General features: G+C 40.9%; 12 protein-coding genes. All 12 read left to right on the top strand.

Annotated features, from left to right (window positions below):
- Positions 1 to 3: 3 nt before the first annotated feature.
- Positions 4 to 417 (top strand): preprotein translocase subunit SecE, encoded by a 414-nt coding sequence (gene secE, locus L4F93_RS03650; protein WP_250351170.1) that lies wholly within the window; start codon positions 4 to 6, stop codon positions 415 to 417.
- 1 nt (position 418) lies between these two features.
- Positions 419 to 970 carry a transcription termination/antitermination protein NusG gene (gene nusG / locus L4F93_RS03645; RefSeq protein WP_250351169.1) on the top strand — a complete coding sequence of 184 codons (552 nt, stop codon included), beginning with the start codon at positions 419 to 421 and terminating at the stop codon, positions 968 to 970.
- A gap of 207 nt (positions 971 to 1177) precedes the next feature.
- Positions 1178 to 1606 (top strand): 50S ribosomal protein L11, encoded by a 429-nt coding sequence (gene rplK / locus L4F93_RS03640; RefSeq protein ID WP_103854413.1) that lies wholly within the window; start codon positions 1178 to 1180, stop codon positions 1604 to 1606.
- Positions 1607 to 1609: 3 nt separating this feature from the next.
- Complete coding sequence (rplA, locus tag L4F93_RS03635) at positions 1610 to 2299, top strand: 50S ribosomal protein L1 (protein WP_250351168.1); 690 nt, start codon at positions 1610 to 1612, stop codon at positions 2297 to 2299.
- A 362-nt stretch (positions 2300 to 2661) separates the two neighbouring features.
- Positions 2662 to 3153, top strand: coding sequence for a 50S ribosomal protein L10 (gene rplJ / locus L4F93_RS03630; protein ID WP_250351167.1), 492 nt, complete (start codon positions 2662 to 2664; stop codon positions 3151 to 3153).
- A 51-nt stretch (positions 3154 to 3204) separates the two neighbouring features.
- A complete protein-coding gene (rplL, locus tag L4F93_RS03625; protein WP_250351166.1) occupies positions 3205 to 3576 on the top strand; it encodes a 50S ribosomal protein L7/L12 in 372 nt (123 codons plus the stop codon).
- A 350-nt stretch (positions 3577 to 3926) separates the two neighbouring features.
- Positions 3927 to 7955, top strand: a complete 4029-nt coding sequence (gene rpoB / locus L4F93_RS03620) for a DNA-directed RNA polymerase subunit beta (protein WP_250351165.1) — start codon at positions 3927 to 3929, stop codon at positions 7953 to 7955.
- A gap of 99 nt (positions 7956 to 8054) precedes the next feature.
- Complete coding sequence (gene rpoC, locus L4F93_RS03615; protein ID WP_250351164.1) at positions 8055 to 12317, top strand: DNA-directed RNA polymerase subunit beta'; 4263 nt, start codon at positions 8055 to 8057, stop codon at positions 12315 to 12317.
- Positions 12318 to 12560: 243 nt separating this feature from the next.
- Positions 12561 to 13118 (top strand): acetate uptake transporter, encoded by a 558-nt coding sequence (locus L4F93_RS03610; RefSeq protein WP_250351163.1) that lies wholly within the window; start codon positions 12561 to 12563, stop codon positions 13116 to 13118.
- A 141-nt stretch (positions 13119 to 13259) separates the two neighbouring features.
- On the top strand, positions 13260 to 14072 hold the full coding sequence (nudC, locus tag L4F93_RS03605) for an NAD(+) diphosphatase (RefSeq protein WP_250351162.1): 813 nt from the start codon (positions 13260 to 13262) through the stop codon (positions 14070 to 14072).
- Between the two features lie 11 nt (positions 14073 to 14083).
- Complete coding sequence (hemE, locus tag L4F93_RS03600) at positions 14084 to 15148, top strand: uroporphyrinogen decarboxylase (RefSeq protein ID WP_250351161.1); 1065 nt, start codon at positions 14084 to 14086, stop codon at positions 15146 to 15148.
- A 9-nt stretch (positions 15149 to 15157) separates the two neighbouring features.
- Complete coding sequence (locus L4F93_RS03595) at positions 15158 to 15748, top strand: YjaG family protein (protein WP_250351160.1); 591 nt, start codon at positions 15158 to 15160, stop codon at positions 15746 to 15748.
- The last annotated feature ends 79 nt before the right edge of the window (positions 15749 to 15827 follow it).

Below are 15827 nucleotides of genomic sequence, written 5' to 3'. Positions count from 1 at the left end.
ATTATGGCGTCAAATATTGATAAAAAGAAACACGCTGAACAAGCGGAAGATCTTCAGAAGTCAAAAGGACTAAATACCTTTTTATGGCTACTCAGTATGGTAATTATTGCTGTGGCAGCAGTTGGAAATATTTATTTTGCAGACCAATTTTCTACTCCGATCCGTGTGGTTGCAGTAGTGATTCTATTACTTATTGCCTTGGGTATTTTAGCTATTACTAACCAAGGGACAAAAGCACGCGCCTTTTTGAAAGACTCTAGAATAGAATTAAGAAAAATTGTATGGCCAACACGTTCTGAGGCAATGCAGACAACCTTGATTGTTATGGCTGTTACGATGATTGTTTCTCTCATTTTATGGGGACTTGATTCTATTATTGTTTCTGTAATTAATTTCTTAACAAATTTGAGGTTCTAAGATGACAGAGAATACACCAAAAAAACGCTGGTATGTGTTACAAGCATTTTCTGGCTTTGAAGGCCGTGTAGCAGCAACATTGCGCGAATATATTAAATTGCACCAAATGGAAGATCAATTTGGTGAAGTACTTGTTCCTACAGAAGAAGTGGTTGAGAACGTGGGGGGGAAGCGTCGTAAAAGTGAACGTAAATACTTCCCCGGTTATGTCTTGGTACAAATGGAAATGAATGATTACACTTGGCAGCTTGTGCGTAGTGTGCCACGCGTAATGGGATTTATTGGTGGTACACCAGATAAGCCTGCGCCGATTAGTAACCATGAGGCTGACATTATTTTAAATCGTCTAGAGCAAAATTCTGACAAACCAAAACCAAGAACTGTCTTCCAACCTGGTGAGGAAGTGAGAGTTAAAGAAGGTCCGTTTGCAGACTTTAATGGAACGGTTGAAGAAGTCGATTACGATAAAGGTCGTCTGAAAGTATCGGTTTCTATCTTTGGTCGAGCTACACCAGTTGAACTTGAGTTTGGTCAAGTAGAAAAAAATAATTAATAAACATCTAATTATAAATGGCAAGTTGATACTTGCCATTTTTTTAGTATCATCAAATTGTAATTTTTGCTTGGCAATATTCGCAAGAATTTGTATAATTCGCGACCTTACGCGTAAATCTTTCGCGTATTGTTATGTAATCGCACGATAAGTGCTTTCAATCACGGGGAGCTGAAAAGCGTTATCACCCATAACGAGGAAATTAAAATGGCAAAGAAAGTTCAAGCCTATATTAAGTTGCAAGTTGCAGCAGGTATGGCTAACCCTTCACCACCAGTTGGTCCTGCATTAGGTCAACAAGGTGTGAACATTATGGAATTCTGTAAAGCATTCAACGCACGTACTGAAAGCTTAGAAAAAGGTTTACCGATTCCAGTAGTGATCACTGTATATGCAGACCGTTCATTCACTTTTGTTACTAAAACTCCACCAGCAGCGGTATTATTGAAAAAAGCAGCTGGCATTAAATCTGGTTCTGGTAAACCAAACAAAGATAAAGTAGGTAAAGTAACTCAAGCACAAATCCGTGAAATCGCAGAAACTAAAGCAGCGGATATGACTGGTGCAACAATCGAAACTAAGATGAAATCTATTGAAGGTACTGCACGTTCAATGGGTTTGGTAGTGGAGGACTAATCAATGGCTAAACTAACCAAACGTATGAAAGCAATCAAAGCGGGTGTTGATTCAACCAAAGCTTATGAAATCAATGATGCGATCGCAGTATTAAAACAATTTACTAGCCCTAAATTCGTAGAAAGCGTTGATGTGGCAGTAAATTTAGGTATTGATGCACGTAAATCTGACCAAAACGTTCGTGGTGCGACTGTATTACCAAACGGTACTGGTCGTAATGTTCGCGTTGCTGTGTTCACTCAAGGTGCTAATGCAGAAGCAGCGAAAGAAGCGGGTGCAGATTTAGTGGGTATGGAAGATTTAGCAGAGCAAATCAAGAAAGGCGAAATGGACTTCGATGTTGTTATCGCTTCTCCTGATGCAATGCGTGTTGTAGGTCAGTTAGGTCAAATCTTAGGGCCACGTGGCTTAATGCCAAACCCGAAAGTGGGTACTGTAACTCCAAACGTTGCTGAAGCAGTGAAAAATGCAAAATCTGGTCAGGTTCGTTACCGTAATGATAAAAACGGTATCATTCACACCACAATCGGTAAAGCAGACTTCACCCCTGAGCAATTAAAAGAAAACTTACAAGCATTACTAGCTGCCTTAACAAAAGCAAAACCTGCTTCTGCTAAAGGCGTATTTATTAAGAAAGTAAGTCTTTCTACCACTCAAGGTGCGGGTGTCGCAGTAGATCAAAACAGTCTATAATTTGAGTTTAAAAAACGGCTTATTGTATTGATAAGCCGTTTTTATATTGGGTTTTATACTGAGAAAATGGCTGAGCAATGGAACTTTTTATTTACATTGATGATAAATCTCTCTATAATGCCCGACCTAAATCTGTTTCGGCAGATTTTTGATGGTGCTTACTATCAAGCCCCGTCCAAGACCGTAGGTGAAATGGTTTCATTTCTTAATAGCAATGCCTGCGTAGATGGTGGACAGACAGAATTTTCTGCTTCTGGACACCTTAGCCTCAAAGAGAGAGCTCACGAATTTAAAGTGCGGTTATTTTTTTGAGATTTTTTAGAAGTTCCGCTTAGGCGGAGTGTATCAGGAGCTAACAGCCAATGGCATTAAATCTTCAAGACAAACAAGCAATTGTTGCTGAAGTAAATGAAGCAGCCAAAGGTGCCCTGTCAGCAGTTATCGCGGATTCCCGTGGTGTGACTGTTGATAAAATGACTGAATTACGTAAAGCAGCTCGTGAAGCTGGTGTTTCAATGCGTGTTGTGCGTAACACCTTGTTACGTCGTGCAGTTGAAGGCACAGATTATGAATGCTTAAAAGATGAGTTTGTAGGTCCAACACTTATCGCATTTTCTACTGAACACCCAGGTGCAGCAGCACGTTTGTTCAAAGATTTTGCAAAAGCAAATGATAAGTTTGAAATTAAAGGTGCAGCCTTTGAAGGTAAGATCCAAGATGTTGAATTCTTAGCAACATTACCAACTTACGAAGAAGCAATTGCACGTTTAATGGGTACAATGAAAGAAGCTGCGGCAGGCAAACTTGTTCGCACTCTTGCAGCATTACGCGACAAATTACAAGAAGCAGCTTAATTACAGCGTTTCTTATTCGGTTTAATTTATTTACTTTAGGAATTGATTGTTATGTCATTAACTAACGAACAAATCATTGAAGCGATTGCTTCTAAATCAGTAACTGAAATCGTAGAATTAATCTCTGCGATGGAAGAAAAATTCGGTGTTTCAGCAGCAGCGGCTGCAGTAGCAGTAGCAGCAGGCGGTGACGCAGGTGCAGCAGAAGAGAAAACTGAATTTGATGTAGTACTTGCAGCAGCTGGTGCAAACAAAGTAGCAGTAATCAAAGCAGTACGTGGTGCAACTGGCTTAGGCTTAAAAGAAGCGAAAGACTTAGTTGAATCTGCACCAGCAGTATTAAAAGAAGGTATTGCTAAAGCAGAAGCTGAAGCACTTAAGAAAGAATTAGAAGAAGCTGGCGCACAAGTAGAAATCAAATAATTTTGATTTTTCTGCGACCAATTCTGGTTCTAAAAGCCCCGATAGAAATATCGGGGTTTTTATTTATATAGCTCTAGTTACTTGACTTTTATTTATCCCTTCTTATATAATCATCAGCCATTTTTAATTCCGCTAAATAGTTTGGATTAAAAATATACTGAATAATCACCGTTTTGTTGCGTGAATCAGGCTAGTTTTCTGGTAGTTTGATGGCAACCCGCTCATCAGAAGTAAGGTTCAGAGTGCGGTATCTGGAAACGGATTCATCATTGATTGAAAATAAGCGAAAAAATGACCGCACTTTTATTTTCTTTCAACTCGGTCTCACTAAAATTTATTGAGGAAAACCAATGGGTTACTCCTATACTGAGAAAAAACGTATTCGTAAAGACTTCGGCAAGCGTCCGCAAGTTTTAAATGTACCATATTTATTAACAATTCAACTTGATTCTTTTGATAAATTTATCCAAAGAGATCCTGAGGGTCAGCAAGGTCTAGAAGCGGCATTCCGTTCTGTATTCCCGATTGTCAGCAATAATGGCAATACAGAATTACAATATGTCAGCTACCGTTTAGGTGAGCCCGTATTTGATGTGCGTGAATGTCAAATTCGCGGTACCACTTATGCTGCGCCATTACGGGTAAAATTGCGTTTGGTTAGCTATGACAAAGATGCCGCACCGGGTACGATCAAAGATATTAAAGAACAAGAAGTGTATATGGGTGAAATTCCATTAATGACAGATAATGGAACATTTGTGATTAATGGTACTGAGCGTGTAATTGTTTCGCAATTGCACCGTAGCCCTGGTGTGTTCTTTGATAGCGACAAAGGTAAAACACACTCATCAGGAAAAGTGCTTTATAATGCACGTATTATTCCTTATCGTGGTTCTTGGTTAGATTTTGAATTTGATCCAAAAGATAACTTATATGCGCGTATTGATCGTCGCCGTAAATTACCTGCGACCATTATTTTGCGTGCCTTAAACTACACGACAGAAGAAATTTTAGATTTATTCTTTGATAAAGTCGTTTTCCAAATTGAAAATAACAAATTATTAATGACCTTAGTGCCAGAAAGATTGCGTGGTGAAACGGCAACTTTCGATATTGTGGCAAATGGAAAAACCTATGTTGAAGTGGGTCGTCGTATTACCGCTCGTCATATTCGTGCGCTTGAAAAAGACAATGTGACTCAGGTTGAAGTGCCAACAGAATACATTGTAGGCAAAGTGGCTGCGAAAGACTATGTTGATCTTGAAACGGGTGAAGTGATTTGTCCAGCCAATGGTGAAATGACACTAGAGGTTTTAGCAAAATTATCACAAGCGGGTTATAAAACCATTGAAACCCTATTTACGAACGATTTAGATTACGGTCCATATATTTCAGATACCTTACGTGTTGATCCAACCACTGATCGTTTGAGTGCATTGGTTGAAATTTATCGTATGATGCGTCCGGGTGAGCCACCAACAAAAGAAGCGGCAGAAGGCTTGTTTGATAACCTTTTCTTCTCGGCAGATCGCTACGATTTATCGGCGGTAGGTCGAATGAAATTCAACCGCTCTTTAGGCATTGAAGAAACAACGGGCAGCGGTATCTTAAGTAAAGAAGATATTGTCAATGTGATGCGTAAATTGATTGATATCCGTAATGGTCGTGGTGAAGTTGATGACATTGACCACTTAGGTAACCGCCGTATTCGTTCTGTGGGTGAAATGGCAGAAAACCAATTCCGTATTGGTTTAGTACGTGTTGAGCGTGCAGTGAAAGAGCGTCTTTCTTTAGGCGATCTTGAAGCGGTAACTCCACAAGATTTAATTAATGCGAAACCAATTTCAGCAGCGGTGAAAGAATTCTTTGGTTCATCACAACTTTCTCAATTTATGGATCAGAATAACCCGCTTTCAGAAGTGACGCATAAACGCCGTATTTCTGCATTAGGGCCGGGCGGTTTAACTCGTGAACGTGCAGGCTTCGAGGTGCGAGATGTTCACGCAACCCATTATGGACGTGTGTGTCCAATTGAAACGCCTGAAGGTCCAAACATCGGTTTGATCAACTCGCTAGCGGTGTATGCGCGTACTAATGATTACGGTTTTTTAGAAACCCCATACCGCAAAGTGGTAAATGGTCAAGTTACGGAAGAAATTGAATATTTATCAGCCATTGAAGAAGGCAAATATATCATCGCACAGGCAAACTCAAATTTAGATGAGGAATTACGCTTTACCGATACTTTCGTAACCTGTCGTGGTGAGCATGGTGAATCTGGTTTATATCGTCCAGAAGAAATTCACTATATGGACGTATCAACACAGCAAATCGTTTCTGTGGCAGCAGCGTTGATTCCATTCCTTGAGCACGATGATGCAAACCGTGCCTTGATGGGGGCGAACATGCAACGCCAAGCCGTGCCAACCTTGCGTGCAGATAAACCATTAGTCGGTACAGGTATGGAAAAACCTGTGGCATTAGACTCTGGGGTAGCGGTAGTCGCAAAACGCGGTGGAACAATCCAATATGTTGATGCTTCACGTATCGTGGTTAAAGTAAACGAAGATGAAACTATCGCAGGCGAAGCGGGGATTGATATTTACAATCTTGTGAAATATACCCGTTCTAACCAAAACACCTGTATCAACCAAATTCCTTGTGTGCAATTAGGTGAGCCTATTGAACGTGGTGAAATTCTTGCTGATGGGCCATCAACAGATTTAGGTGAACTTGCGCTTGGGCAAAATATGCGCGTCGCATTTATGCCTTGGAATGGTTATAACTTTGAAGACTCAATGTTAGTGTCTGAGCGTGTAGTACAAGAAGATCGTTTCACGACTATTCATATTCAAGAACTTTCTTGTGTGGCACGTGATACCAAACTGGGTTCAGAAGAAATCACCGCAGATATTCCAAACGTCGGTGAGGCCGCATTAAGCAAACTCGATGAATCAGGGATTGTATATATTGGTGCAGAAGTAAAAGGCGGCGATATTCTTGTGGGTAAAGTCACACCAAAAGGTGAAACCCAATTAACCCCAGAAGAAAAATTATTACGCGCCATCTTTGGTGAAAAAGCCTCAGATGTAAAAGATTCTTCACTACGCGTACCAAATAGCGTATCAGGTACTGTGATTGACGTTCAAGTTTTCACCCGTGATGGTGTAGAAAAAGATAAACGTGCATTAGAAATTGAAGAAATGCAATTAAAACAAGCGAAAAAAGATCTTGTCGAAGAATTAGAGATCTTAGAAGCAGGTTTATTTGCTCGTGTACGTAACGTATTAATTTCTGGCGGAATCTCTGAAGCGCAGTTAGATAAACTAGAACGCACAAAATGGTTAGAACAAACCCTTTCAGATGAAGACAAACAAAGCCAATTAGAACAATTAGCCGAACAATACGAAGAACTTCGCAAAGACTTTGAACACAAACTTGAAGTCAAACGTGGCAAAATTATCCAAGGTGATGATCTTGCACCGGGCGTATTGAAAGTGGTGAAAGTGTATCTTGCAGTGAAACGTCAAATCCAACCGGGTGATAAAATGGCGGGTCGTCACGGTAACAAAGGGGTTATCTCAAAAATTAACCCAGTTGAAGATATGCCGTATGACGAAAATGGTCAGCCAGTGGATATCGTATTGAACCCGCTGGGCGTACCTTCACGTATGAACATTGGTCAGATTCTTGAAACACACTTAGGTTTAGCGGCGAAAGGAATTGGTGATCAAATCAATGCAATGATCAAACAAAAACAAGATGTTGAGAAATTGCGTGGTTATATCCAAAAAGCCTATGACTTAGGTGGTGGCTCACAAAAAGTGGATCTTTCAACCTTTACAGATGAAGAAGTGATGCGTTTAGCGCAAAACTTACGCAAAGGTTTACCATTAGCAACACCAGTATTTGACGGGGCGCACGAAGAAGAAATTAAAGGCTTGTTAGAGCTAGGTGGCTTACCAACGTCTGGTCAAATCACCTTATATGATGGTCGTACCGGTGAGAAATTTGAACGTCCTGTAACCGTGGGTTATATGTATATGCTCAAATTGAACCACTTAGTGGATGACAAAATGCACGCACGTTCAACAGGTTCTTATAGTCTTGTGACGCAACAACCATTGGGTGGTAAAGCACAATTTGGTGGTCAGCGTTTCGGTGAGATGGAGGTATGGGCGCTCGAAGCTTATGGTGCGGCTTACACCTTACAAGAAATGCTTACAGTGAAATCTGATGATGTGAATGGTCGTACGAAGATGTATAAAAATATCGTGAGCGGTAACCAACAAATGGATCCGGGTACGCCAGAATCTTTCAACGTAATTATGAAAGAAATTCGTTCACTGGGTATTAACATCGACTTAGATGAAGAATAATCTGATAAGCGAAAGCTAAAGTACGCTCAAGTGCGGTGAAAAAATGTTGAAATTTTACACCGCACTTGGATAAGTTTAACTCCGACAGGAGCAAAATCTGTGAAAGACTTAGTTAAGTTTTTAAAAGCACAATCAAAAACTTCAGAAGATTTTGATGTGATTAAAATTGGTTTAGCCTCACCGGATATGATCCGTTCTTGGTCATTTGGTGAAGTTAAAAAACCTGAAACTATCAACTACCGTACGTTTAAACCAGAGCGTGACGGGCTTTTCTGTGCGCGTATTTTCGGGCCAGTAAAAGACTACGAATGTTTATGTGGAAAATATAAACGTTTAAAACACCGTGGTGTGATCTGTGAAAAATGTGGTGTCGAAGTTACTCAAGCAAAAGTTCGTCGTGAACGTATGGGACATATTGAGTTAGCTTCTCCAGTTGCACACATTTGGTTCTTAAAATCTTTACCATCCCGTATCGGTTTATTATTAGATATGCCGTTGCGTGATATTGAACGTGTACTTTATTTTGAATCTTACATTGTTACTGAACCGGGAATGACGGATCTGGAAAAAGGTCAATTATTAACGGAAGAACAATATATGGACGCTGAAGATCGTTGGGCTGACGAATTTGAAGCGAAAATGGGAGCGGAAGCGATCCAAGCGTTATTACGCGATATGGATCTAGAAGTGGAATGCGAGAACTTGCGTGAAGAATTGCAAGAAACCAATTCAGAGACGAAACGTAAAAAAATCACTAAACGCTTAAAATTATTAGAATCTTTCATTCAATCAGGCAATAAACCTGAATGGATGGTGATGACAGTATTACCTGTTTTACCACCAGATTTACGTCCATTAGTACCGCTTGATGGCGGACGCTTTGCAACGTCTGATTTAAATGATTTATATCGTCGTGTGATTAACCGTAATAACCGTTTAAAACGTTTATTAGACTTGATTGCACCGGATATTATCGTGCGTAACGAAAAACGGATGTTACAAGAATCTGTCGATGCGTTATTGGATAATGGTCGTCGTGGTCGTGCAATTACGGGTTCTAACCGCCGTCCATTGAAATCACTTGCGGATATGATCAAAGGTAAACAAGGTCGTTTCCGTCAAAACTTATTAGGTAAACGTGTTGATTATTCTGGTCGTTCTGTAATTACAGTGGGTCCATACTTACATCTACATCAATGTGGTTTACCGAAAAAAATGGCATTGGAATTATTCCGTCCATTTATTTACGCGAAATTAGAAAGCCGTGGCTTTGCAACAACCATCAAAGCGGCGAAGAAAATGGTTGAGCGTGAAGATGCTATCGTATGGGATATTTTGGCCGAAGTGATTCGTGAACATCCAATCTTATTAAACCGTGCGCCAACCTTGCACCGTTTGGGTATTCAGGCTTTTGAACCAATCTTAATTGAAGGTAAAGCGATTCAATTACACCCATTAGTGTGTGCCGCATTTAACGCGGACTTCGATGGTGACCAAATGGCGGTTCACGTACCATTAACCCTTGAAGCTCAGCTTGAAGCACGTGCGTTGATGATGTCAACCAACAACATTCTTTCACCAGCTAATGGTGAGCCGATTATCGTACCATCACAAGACGTGGTATTAGGTCTTTACTATATGACACGCGATAAAGTGAACGGTAAAGGCGAAGGAATGTTATTACAAGATCCGCGTGAAGCAGAAAAAGCTTATCGTACAGGACAAGCTGAATTACATTCTCGTGTGAAAGTACGTATCACAGAATATGTGAAAGATGCTGCTGATGAGTTTGTTCCACAAACGAACCTTGTGGATACCACAATTGGTCGTGCCATTTTATGGATGATTGCACCAAAAGGAATGCCATTTAGCTTATTCAATCAAACCCTAGGCAAAAAAGCGATTTCTAAATTAATCAATGAAAGTTATCGTCGTCTTGGATTGAAAGCGAGCGTGCTATTTGCTGACCAAATTATGTACACTGGTTTTGCTTATGCTGCACGTTCTGGTTCATCAGTCGGTATTGATGATATGGTGATCCCGGCGAAAAAATATGAAATTATTTCAGCCGCAGAACAAGAAGTTGCAGAAATTCAAGAGCAATTCCAATCAGGTTTAGTTACCGCAGGTGAGCGTTATAACAAAGTCATCGATATTTGGGCAGCCGCAAATGAACGTGTTGCTAAAGCGATGATGGAAAACCTTTCACAAGAAGAAGTCGTAAACCGTGAAGGGGAGCTGGAAAAACAAGCGTCATTTAACAGTATCTTTATGATGGCTGATTCTGGGGCGCGTGGTTCTGCCGCACAGATTCGTCAGCTTGCTGGTATGCGTGGTTTGATGGCTCGTCCAGATGGCTCAATTATCGAAACACCAATTACCGCGAACTTCCGCGAAGGGCTAAACGTACTTCAGTACTTTATTTCAACCCACGGTGCGCGTAAAGGTTTGGCGGATACCGCATTGAAAACGGCAAACTCAGGTTACTTAACTCGCCGTTTAGTGGATGTGGCACAAGATTTAGTGATCATTGAAGATGACTGTGGTACTTACGAAGGTATCGTAATGACCCCATTAATTGAGGGGGGCGATGTAAAAGAGCCTTTACGTGATCGTGTATTAGGTCGTGTTGCCGCAGAAGACATCTTAAAACCGGGTACAGACGAAGTTTTAATCCCACGTAATACCTTATTAGATGAAAAACTTTGTGACCTCATTGATGAAAATTCCGTTGATAGCATTAAAGTACGTTCAGTCGTAACCTGTGATACTAACTTTGGTGTATGTGCGAAATGTTACGGACGCGATCTGGCGCGCGGACACCTTATTAACCAAGGTGAAGCGGTAGGTGTTATTGCTGCACAATCAATCGGTGAGCCGGGTACACAGCTAACGATGCGTACATTCCATATCGGTGGTGCGGCATCTGCGGCAGCAAAAGAATCAAGTATTCAAGTTAAGAATAACGGTACGTTACGTTTAGCAAACGTGAAATTTGTTACCAACAAAGAAGGCAAATTGGTATTAACTTCTCGTAACACTGAATTAACTGTCATTGATGCCTTTGGTCGTACCAAAGAGCATTATAAAGTGCCTTACGGTGCAGTATTAAACAAAGCAGATGGTGATGAAGTGAACGCAGGGGAAACCGTTGCAAACTGGGATCCACATACTATGCCAGTGGTTTCCGAAGTATCAGGTTTCGTGAAATTTGTTGATATTGTTGATGGTTTAACCGTAACTCGTCAAACCGATGAATTAACAGGTTTATCTTCAATCGTCGTACAAGATGTGGGTGAGCGTGCAACAGCCGGTAAGGATTTACGTCCAACTATCAAACTAGTCGATGCACAAGGTAATGATGTTCTCATTGCAGGTTCGGATATGCCAGCGCAGTACACCTTACCGGGTAAAGCGATTGTTACCCTTGAAGATGGTGCAGAGGTTCACGTCGGGGATTCCCTTGCACGTATTCCACAAGAATCAGCAGGAACCAAAGATATTACCGGTGGTCTTCCACGCGTAGCCGATCTCTTTGAAGCGCGTAAACCGAAAGAACCTGCAATCTTAGCAGAAATTTCCGGTATTGTTTCCTTCGGTAAAGAAACCAAAGGTAAACGTCGCTTACTTATCACCCCAACAGAAGGTGAAGTGTACGAAGAAATGATTCCAAAATGGCGTCAGCTCAACGTATTTGAAGGCGAAATGGTAGAGCGTGGGGATCTGATTTCTGATGGTGCAGAAACGCCACACGATATTCTACGTTTGCGCGGTGTACACGCAGTAACTGATTACATTGTTAACGAAGTGCAAGAAGTTTACCGCTTACAAGGGGTAAAAATTAACGATAAACATATCGAAGTTATCGTTCGCCAAATGTTGCGTAAAGCCATCATCACGAAGGCTTATGACTCTGAATTCTTAGAAGGTGAGCAAGTAGAAGTTGCACGTGTGAAAATGGTTAACCAAAAACGTGAAGCGGAAGGTAAACCATTGGTTGAGTTTGAGCGTGAGTTATTGGGTATCACCAAAGCCTCATTGGCGACCGAATCCTTTATCTCAGCCGCCTCATTCCAAGAAACCACTCGCGTGCTTACGGAAGCAGCTGTGGCAGGTAAACGCGATGAATTGCGTGGTTTGAAAGAGAACGTTATCGTTGGTCGTTTGATCCCAGCAGGTACAGGTTTTGCGTATCACCAACAACGCCAGAAAAACCGTGCTGCGGGTATTGTAGAACCTGAGCAACCAACGAAAGCCTCAATGGTTTCAGATGAAGACATTGCCTCTGAATTTACATTCAGTGCTGATGATGCCACCGCAAGTTTAGCAGAAATGTTAAATATGGCAGAAGATGCAGAATAAAATTTAGTCTTTAAGTCATCGAAAGCCCGAATATCATTTCGGGCTTTTTTATTACTTGGGATTAGGGGCATTAATATTTAGGTAAGCATATAAAGTGCGGTGAAAAATTCATAAATTTTATACCGCTCTTAAAACGTTATCTGAGTTAAATTTTTCCTCTCAATTTCGATAAAATTGCTTTATTTTCAAAATAATATCAAGCATAATCCGCCCTTTCATTTTATTAACAAACTAGGAAAACAAATGACAGTTCAAACAACAGAAAAATTGGCAAATCCGGGGCCTTTAGGCTTATGCGGTTTTGCTTTAACAACGTGGCTATTGAGTTTAATTAATGCAGGGATTTTTGCTAAACAAGATGGGATCGCAGTTGTGTTAGCAATGGCATTCGCCTTTGGTGGAACAGCACAATTAATCGCAGGTATAATGGAATACCGCAAAGGTAATACCTTTGGCTTTACTGCTTTCATCAGCTATGGGGCATTCTGGTGGTCTTGGGCATTGTTCGTACAATTTATGCCAACTGCAAGCCCTGCCTTTTTAGGTTGTTATTTAGCTGCTTGGGGAACTTTTACTTTAATGATGTTTATTGCCTCATTTAGCAAACCAAAAGCGTTACGTGTGGTCTTCTTCTTTCTTGTGCTAACGTTCTACGCATTAGCAATCGGCGATGGTTTTGGTTATCACCATATCGTGAATATTGGTGGGTATTTAGGGTTAATCACAGCATTAGCCGCATTTTATCTCGCTGCTGCGGAAATGATTAACGAAAATTTTGGTCGAGAGATTTTACCGATTTAATATTTAAAAAATAGTGCGATAACGCACTATTTTTTTGCGTAAATTTTAATAGTTTTTGATTGATAAACCTGTAAAATGCCTCATCATATTTCATTAGAAATACTTATTAATACAACCCTAACAAAAGTGCGGTGAGTTTTTATGAATTTTTCTATGCAACCTATTGCAGCCACAACGCAAGGCGCTTGGCTTTTAACCCAAGGATCAAACATTTTTCTGGTAAATGAAAAATTACCTGAGGGCAAGGCGGAAGCGTTTCAATTAACGGGGCTTTTAGCAATGGAAATTGGGCGTTGGAATGATCAACCACTTTGGCTTGTTGCAGAACAGGAAGATTTACGAACTTACACGTCTTTGCGTAGTTTGTTGCATTTGCCTGAAACACAATTTAATTTGCTCAATCGTGGTGTAGAAATTAACCATTTCCTAAAAACTCACCGCTTTTGTGGGAAATGTGGGGCGAGAATGGCAATGGTGAAAGACGAATTGGCGGTGCAATGTGAAAACTCCGCCTGTTCTTACCGCACTTATCCTGTGATTTGCCCTTCAATTATCGTGGCAGTTCGCCGTGGTAAGCAGATTTTGCTCGCTAATCATCAGCGTCATCAACAAGAAAAAATGTACACAACCTTGGCGGGCTTTGTGGAAGCGGGGGAGAGTTTTGAGCAAACGGTAAAACGTGAAGTGTTTGAAGAAACGGGAATCAAGGTGAAAAATATTCGCTATTTTGGTAGCCAGCCTTGGGCATTTCCTAATTCGCAAATGGTGGGGTTTTTAGCTGATTATGTTTCGGGGGAGATTCGTGTGCAAGAGACAGAGATTCAAGATGCACAGTGGTTTGATTATGATAAACCCTTGCCAAATTTGCCACCACAAGGCACTATTGCGTTGAAGTTAATTAATGCCACACTGGCACTTTGTGCCGCTGATGATAAAAGTGCGGTAGAAAAATAAAGGAAGTTAAGATGTCTGAATTAAAAAATGATCGTTATTTACGTGCGCTTCTGCGTGAACCTGTGGATATGACCCCAGTATGGATGATGCGTCAAGCAGGGCGTTATTTACCAGAATATAAAGCCACACGTGCGCAAGCAGGGGATTTTATGTCCCTTTGTCGTAATGCCGAGCTGGCTTGTGAGGTTACGCTACAACCTTTACGCCGTTATAATTTGGACGCTGCAATTTTGTTTTCTGATATTCTCACTATTCCAGATGCAATGGGGCTAGGTTTGAGCTTTGGGGCTGGGGAAGGACCAAAATTTGCCCATCCAATAGAAAATAGAAGTGCGGTGGAAAATTTGCCGATTCCTGATCCTGAACAAGAATTGCAATATGTGATGAATGCAGTGCGAACTATTCGCCGTGAACTCAAAGGTGAAGTGCCGTTAATTGGATTTTCTGGCAGTCCTTGGACGCTTGCGACTTATATGGTGGAAGGTGGTAGCAGCAAGGCTTTCACGAAAATTAAGAAAATGCTTTATAGCGATCCAAAAACCTTGCATTTATTACTCGACAAATTAGCGGATTCCGTTGCCCTTTACCTCAATGCGCAAATTAAAGCAGGGGCGCAATCAGTGATGATTTTTGACACTTGGGGCGGTGTGCTAGCGCATCGTGAATATCTTGAATTTTCGCTACAATATATGCGAAAAATTGTGGAAAACCTCATTCGTCATTATGATGAACGCAAAGTACCAGTTACCTTATTCACCAAAGGTGGCGGATTGTGGTTAGAACATATCGCGAACACAGGTTGTGATGCAGTTGGTTTGGATTGGACCGTGGATCTCGCAGAGGCGAAAAAGCGTATCGGGCATAAAGTGGCACTACAAGGTAATATGGATCCTTCCGTGCTTTATGCTTCTCCTGAACGCATTGAACAAGAAGTGCGGTCAATTTTGGCGGATTTTGGTGAAGGAAGCGGGCATATCTTTAATCTTGGTCATGGTATTCATCAAGATGTACCTGAAATCAGTCCGAAGATTTTCGTTGATGCGATTCATCATTATTCTCAGTCTTATCATAAATAAGGGCAAACAATGCGTAATCCTATTCATAAACGCTTAGAACATTTAGCAAGTTGGCAGCATATCACTTTTATGGCGTGCCTATGTGAACGAATGTTGCCGAATTTTCAGCTTTTTTGCCAAGTAACAGAGCAGCCTGAGCAAAGTCGAGTTTATCAAAATATTCTGAATTTAACCTGGGAATATTTAACCGTGAAAGGGGCAAACATCAATTTTGATAATCAGTTAGAAAAGTTTGAGTCGATTATCCCAGATGTAAATAATTACGACTTTTATGGTGTAGTGCCCGCGATTGATGCGTGCGAGGCGCTTTCTGAATTATTACACAGCCTGATTGCGGGAGAAACTTTAGAACACGCGGTGCAAGTGAGTTTGATTTCTTTGCAAACTGTTACTGGATTATTGGAAATGCATTTAGATCGGGAATTATCCGAGCAAGAACTCAAAGCAAGTGAAGAAATTGAGCAAGAACTAGATGTACAATGGCAGATCTACCGTACGCTCCGAGAGAGCGAAGAGCGTGATATTTCCTTGATTTTAACCCTTAAAAATGAAATTCGAGCTGAAGGGATTTCAAATATCGGTATAGAATTTAACCAATAATGTGATTTAGGCGACATTTTTGTGATTTATTGCTTTGTTTTATATCGAAGTTGATTTATGCTTTAGCACACTGTGAATA

The organism is Avibacterium sp. 20-132 (genome assembly GCF_023611925.1).
In the GTDB taxonomy this organism is placed as follows: domain Bacteria; phylum Pseudomonadota; class Gammaproteobacteria; order Enterobacterales; family Pasteurellaceae; genus Avibacterium.
This window is presented reverse-complemented; position numbering and strand designations above follow the sequence as displayed.

Coding starts and splice junctions, on each gene's coding strand:
- L4F93_RS03610 (WP_250351163.1), top strand. CDS start 12,561: ATGACAGTTCAAACAACAGAAAAATTGGCAAATCCGGGGCCTTTAGGC.
- L4F93_RS03595 (WP_250351160.1), top strand. CDS start 15,158: ATGCGTAATCCTATTCATAAACGCTTAGAACATTTAGCAAGTTGGCAG.
- rplJ (WP_250351167.1), top strand. CDS start 2,662: ATGGCATTAAATCTTCAAGACAAACAAGCAATTGTTGCTGAAGTAAAT.
- rpoB (WP_250351165.1), top strand. CDS start 3,927: ATGGGTTACTCCTATACTGAGAAAAAACGTATTCGTAAAGACTTCGGC.
- rplL (WP_250351166.1), top strand. CDS start 3,205: ATGTCATTAACTAACGAACAAATCATTGAAGCGATTGCTTCTAAATCA.
- nudC (WP_250351162.1), top strand. CDS start 13,260: ATGAATTTTTCTATGCAACCTATTGCAGCCACAACGCAAGGCGCTTGG.
- secE (WP_250351170.1), top strand. CDS start 4: ATGGCGTCAAATATTGATAAAAAGAAACACGCTGAACAAGCGGAAGAT.
- rplA (WP_250351168.1), top strand. CDS start 1,610: ATGGCTAAACTAACCAAACGTATGAAAGCAATCAAAGCGGGTGTTGAT.
- rplK (WP_103854413.1), top strand. CDS start 1,178: ATGGCAAAGAAAGTTCAAGCCTATATTAAGTTGCAAGTTGCAGCAGGT.
- hemE (WP_250351161.1), top strand. CDS start 14,084: ATGTCTGAATTAAAAAATGATCGTTATTTACGTGCGCTTCTGCGTGAA.
- nusG (WP_250351169.1), top strand. CDS start 419: ATGACAGAGAATACACCAAAAAAACGCTGGTATGTGTTACAAGCATTT.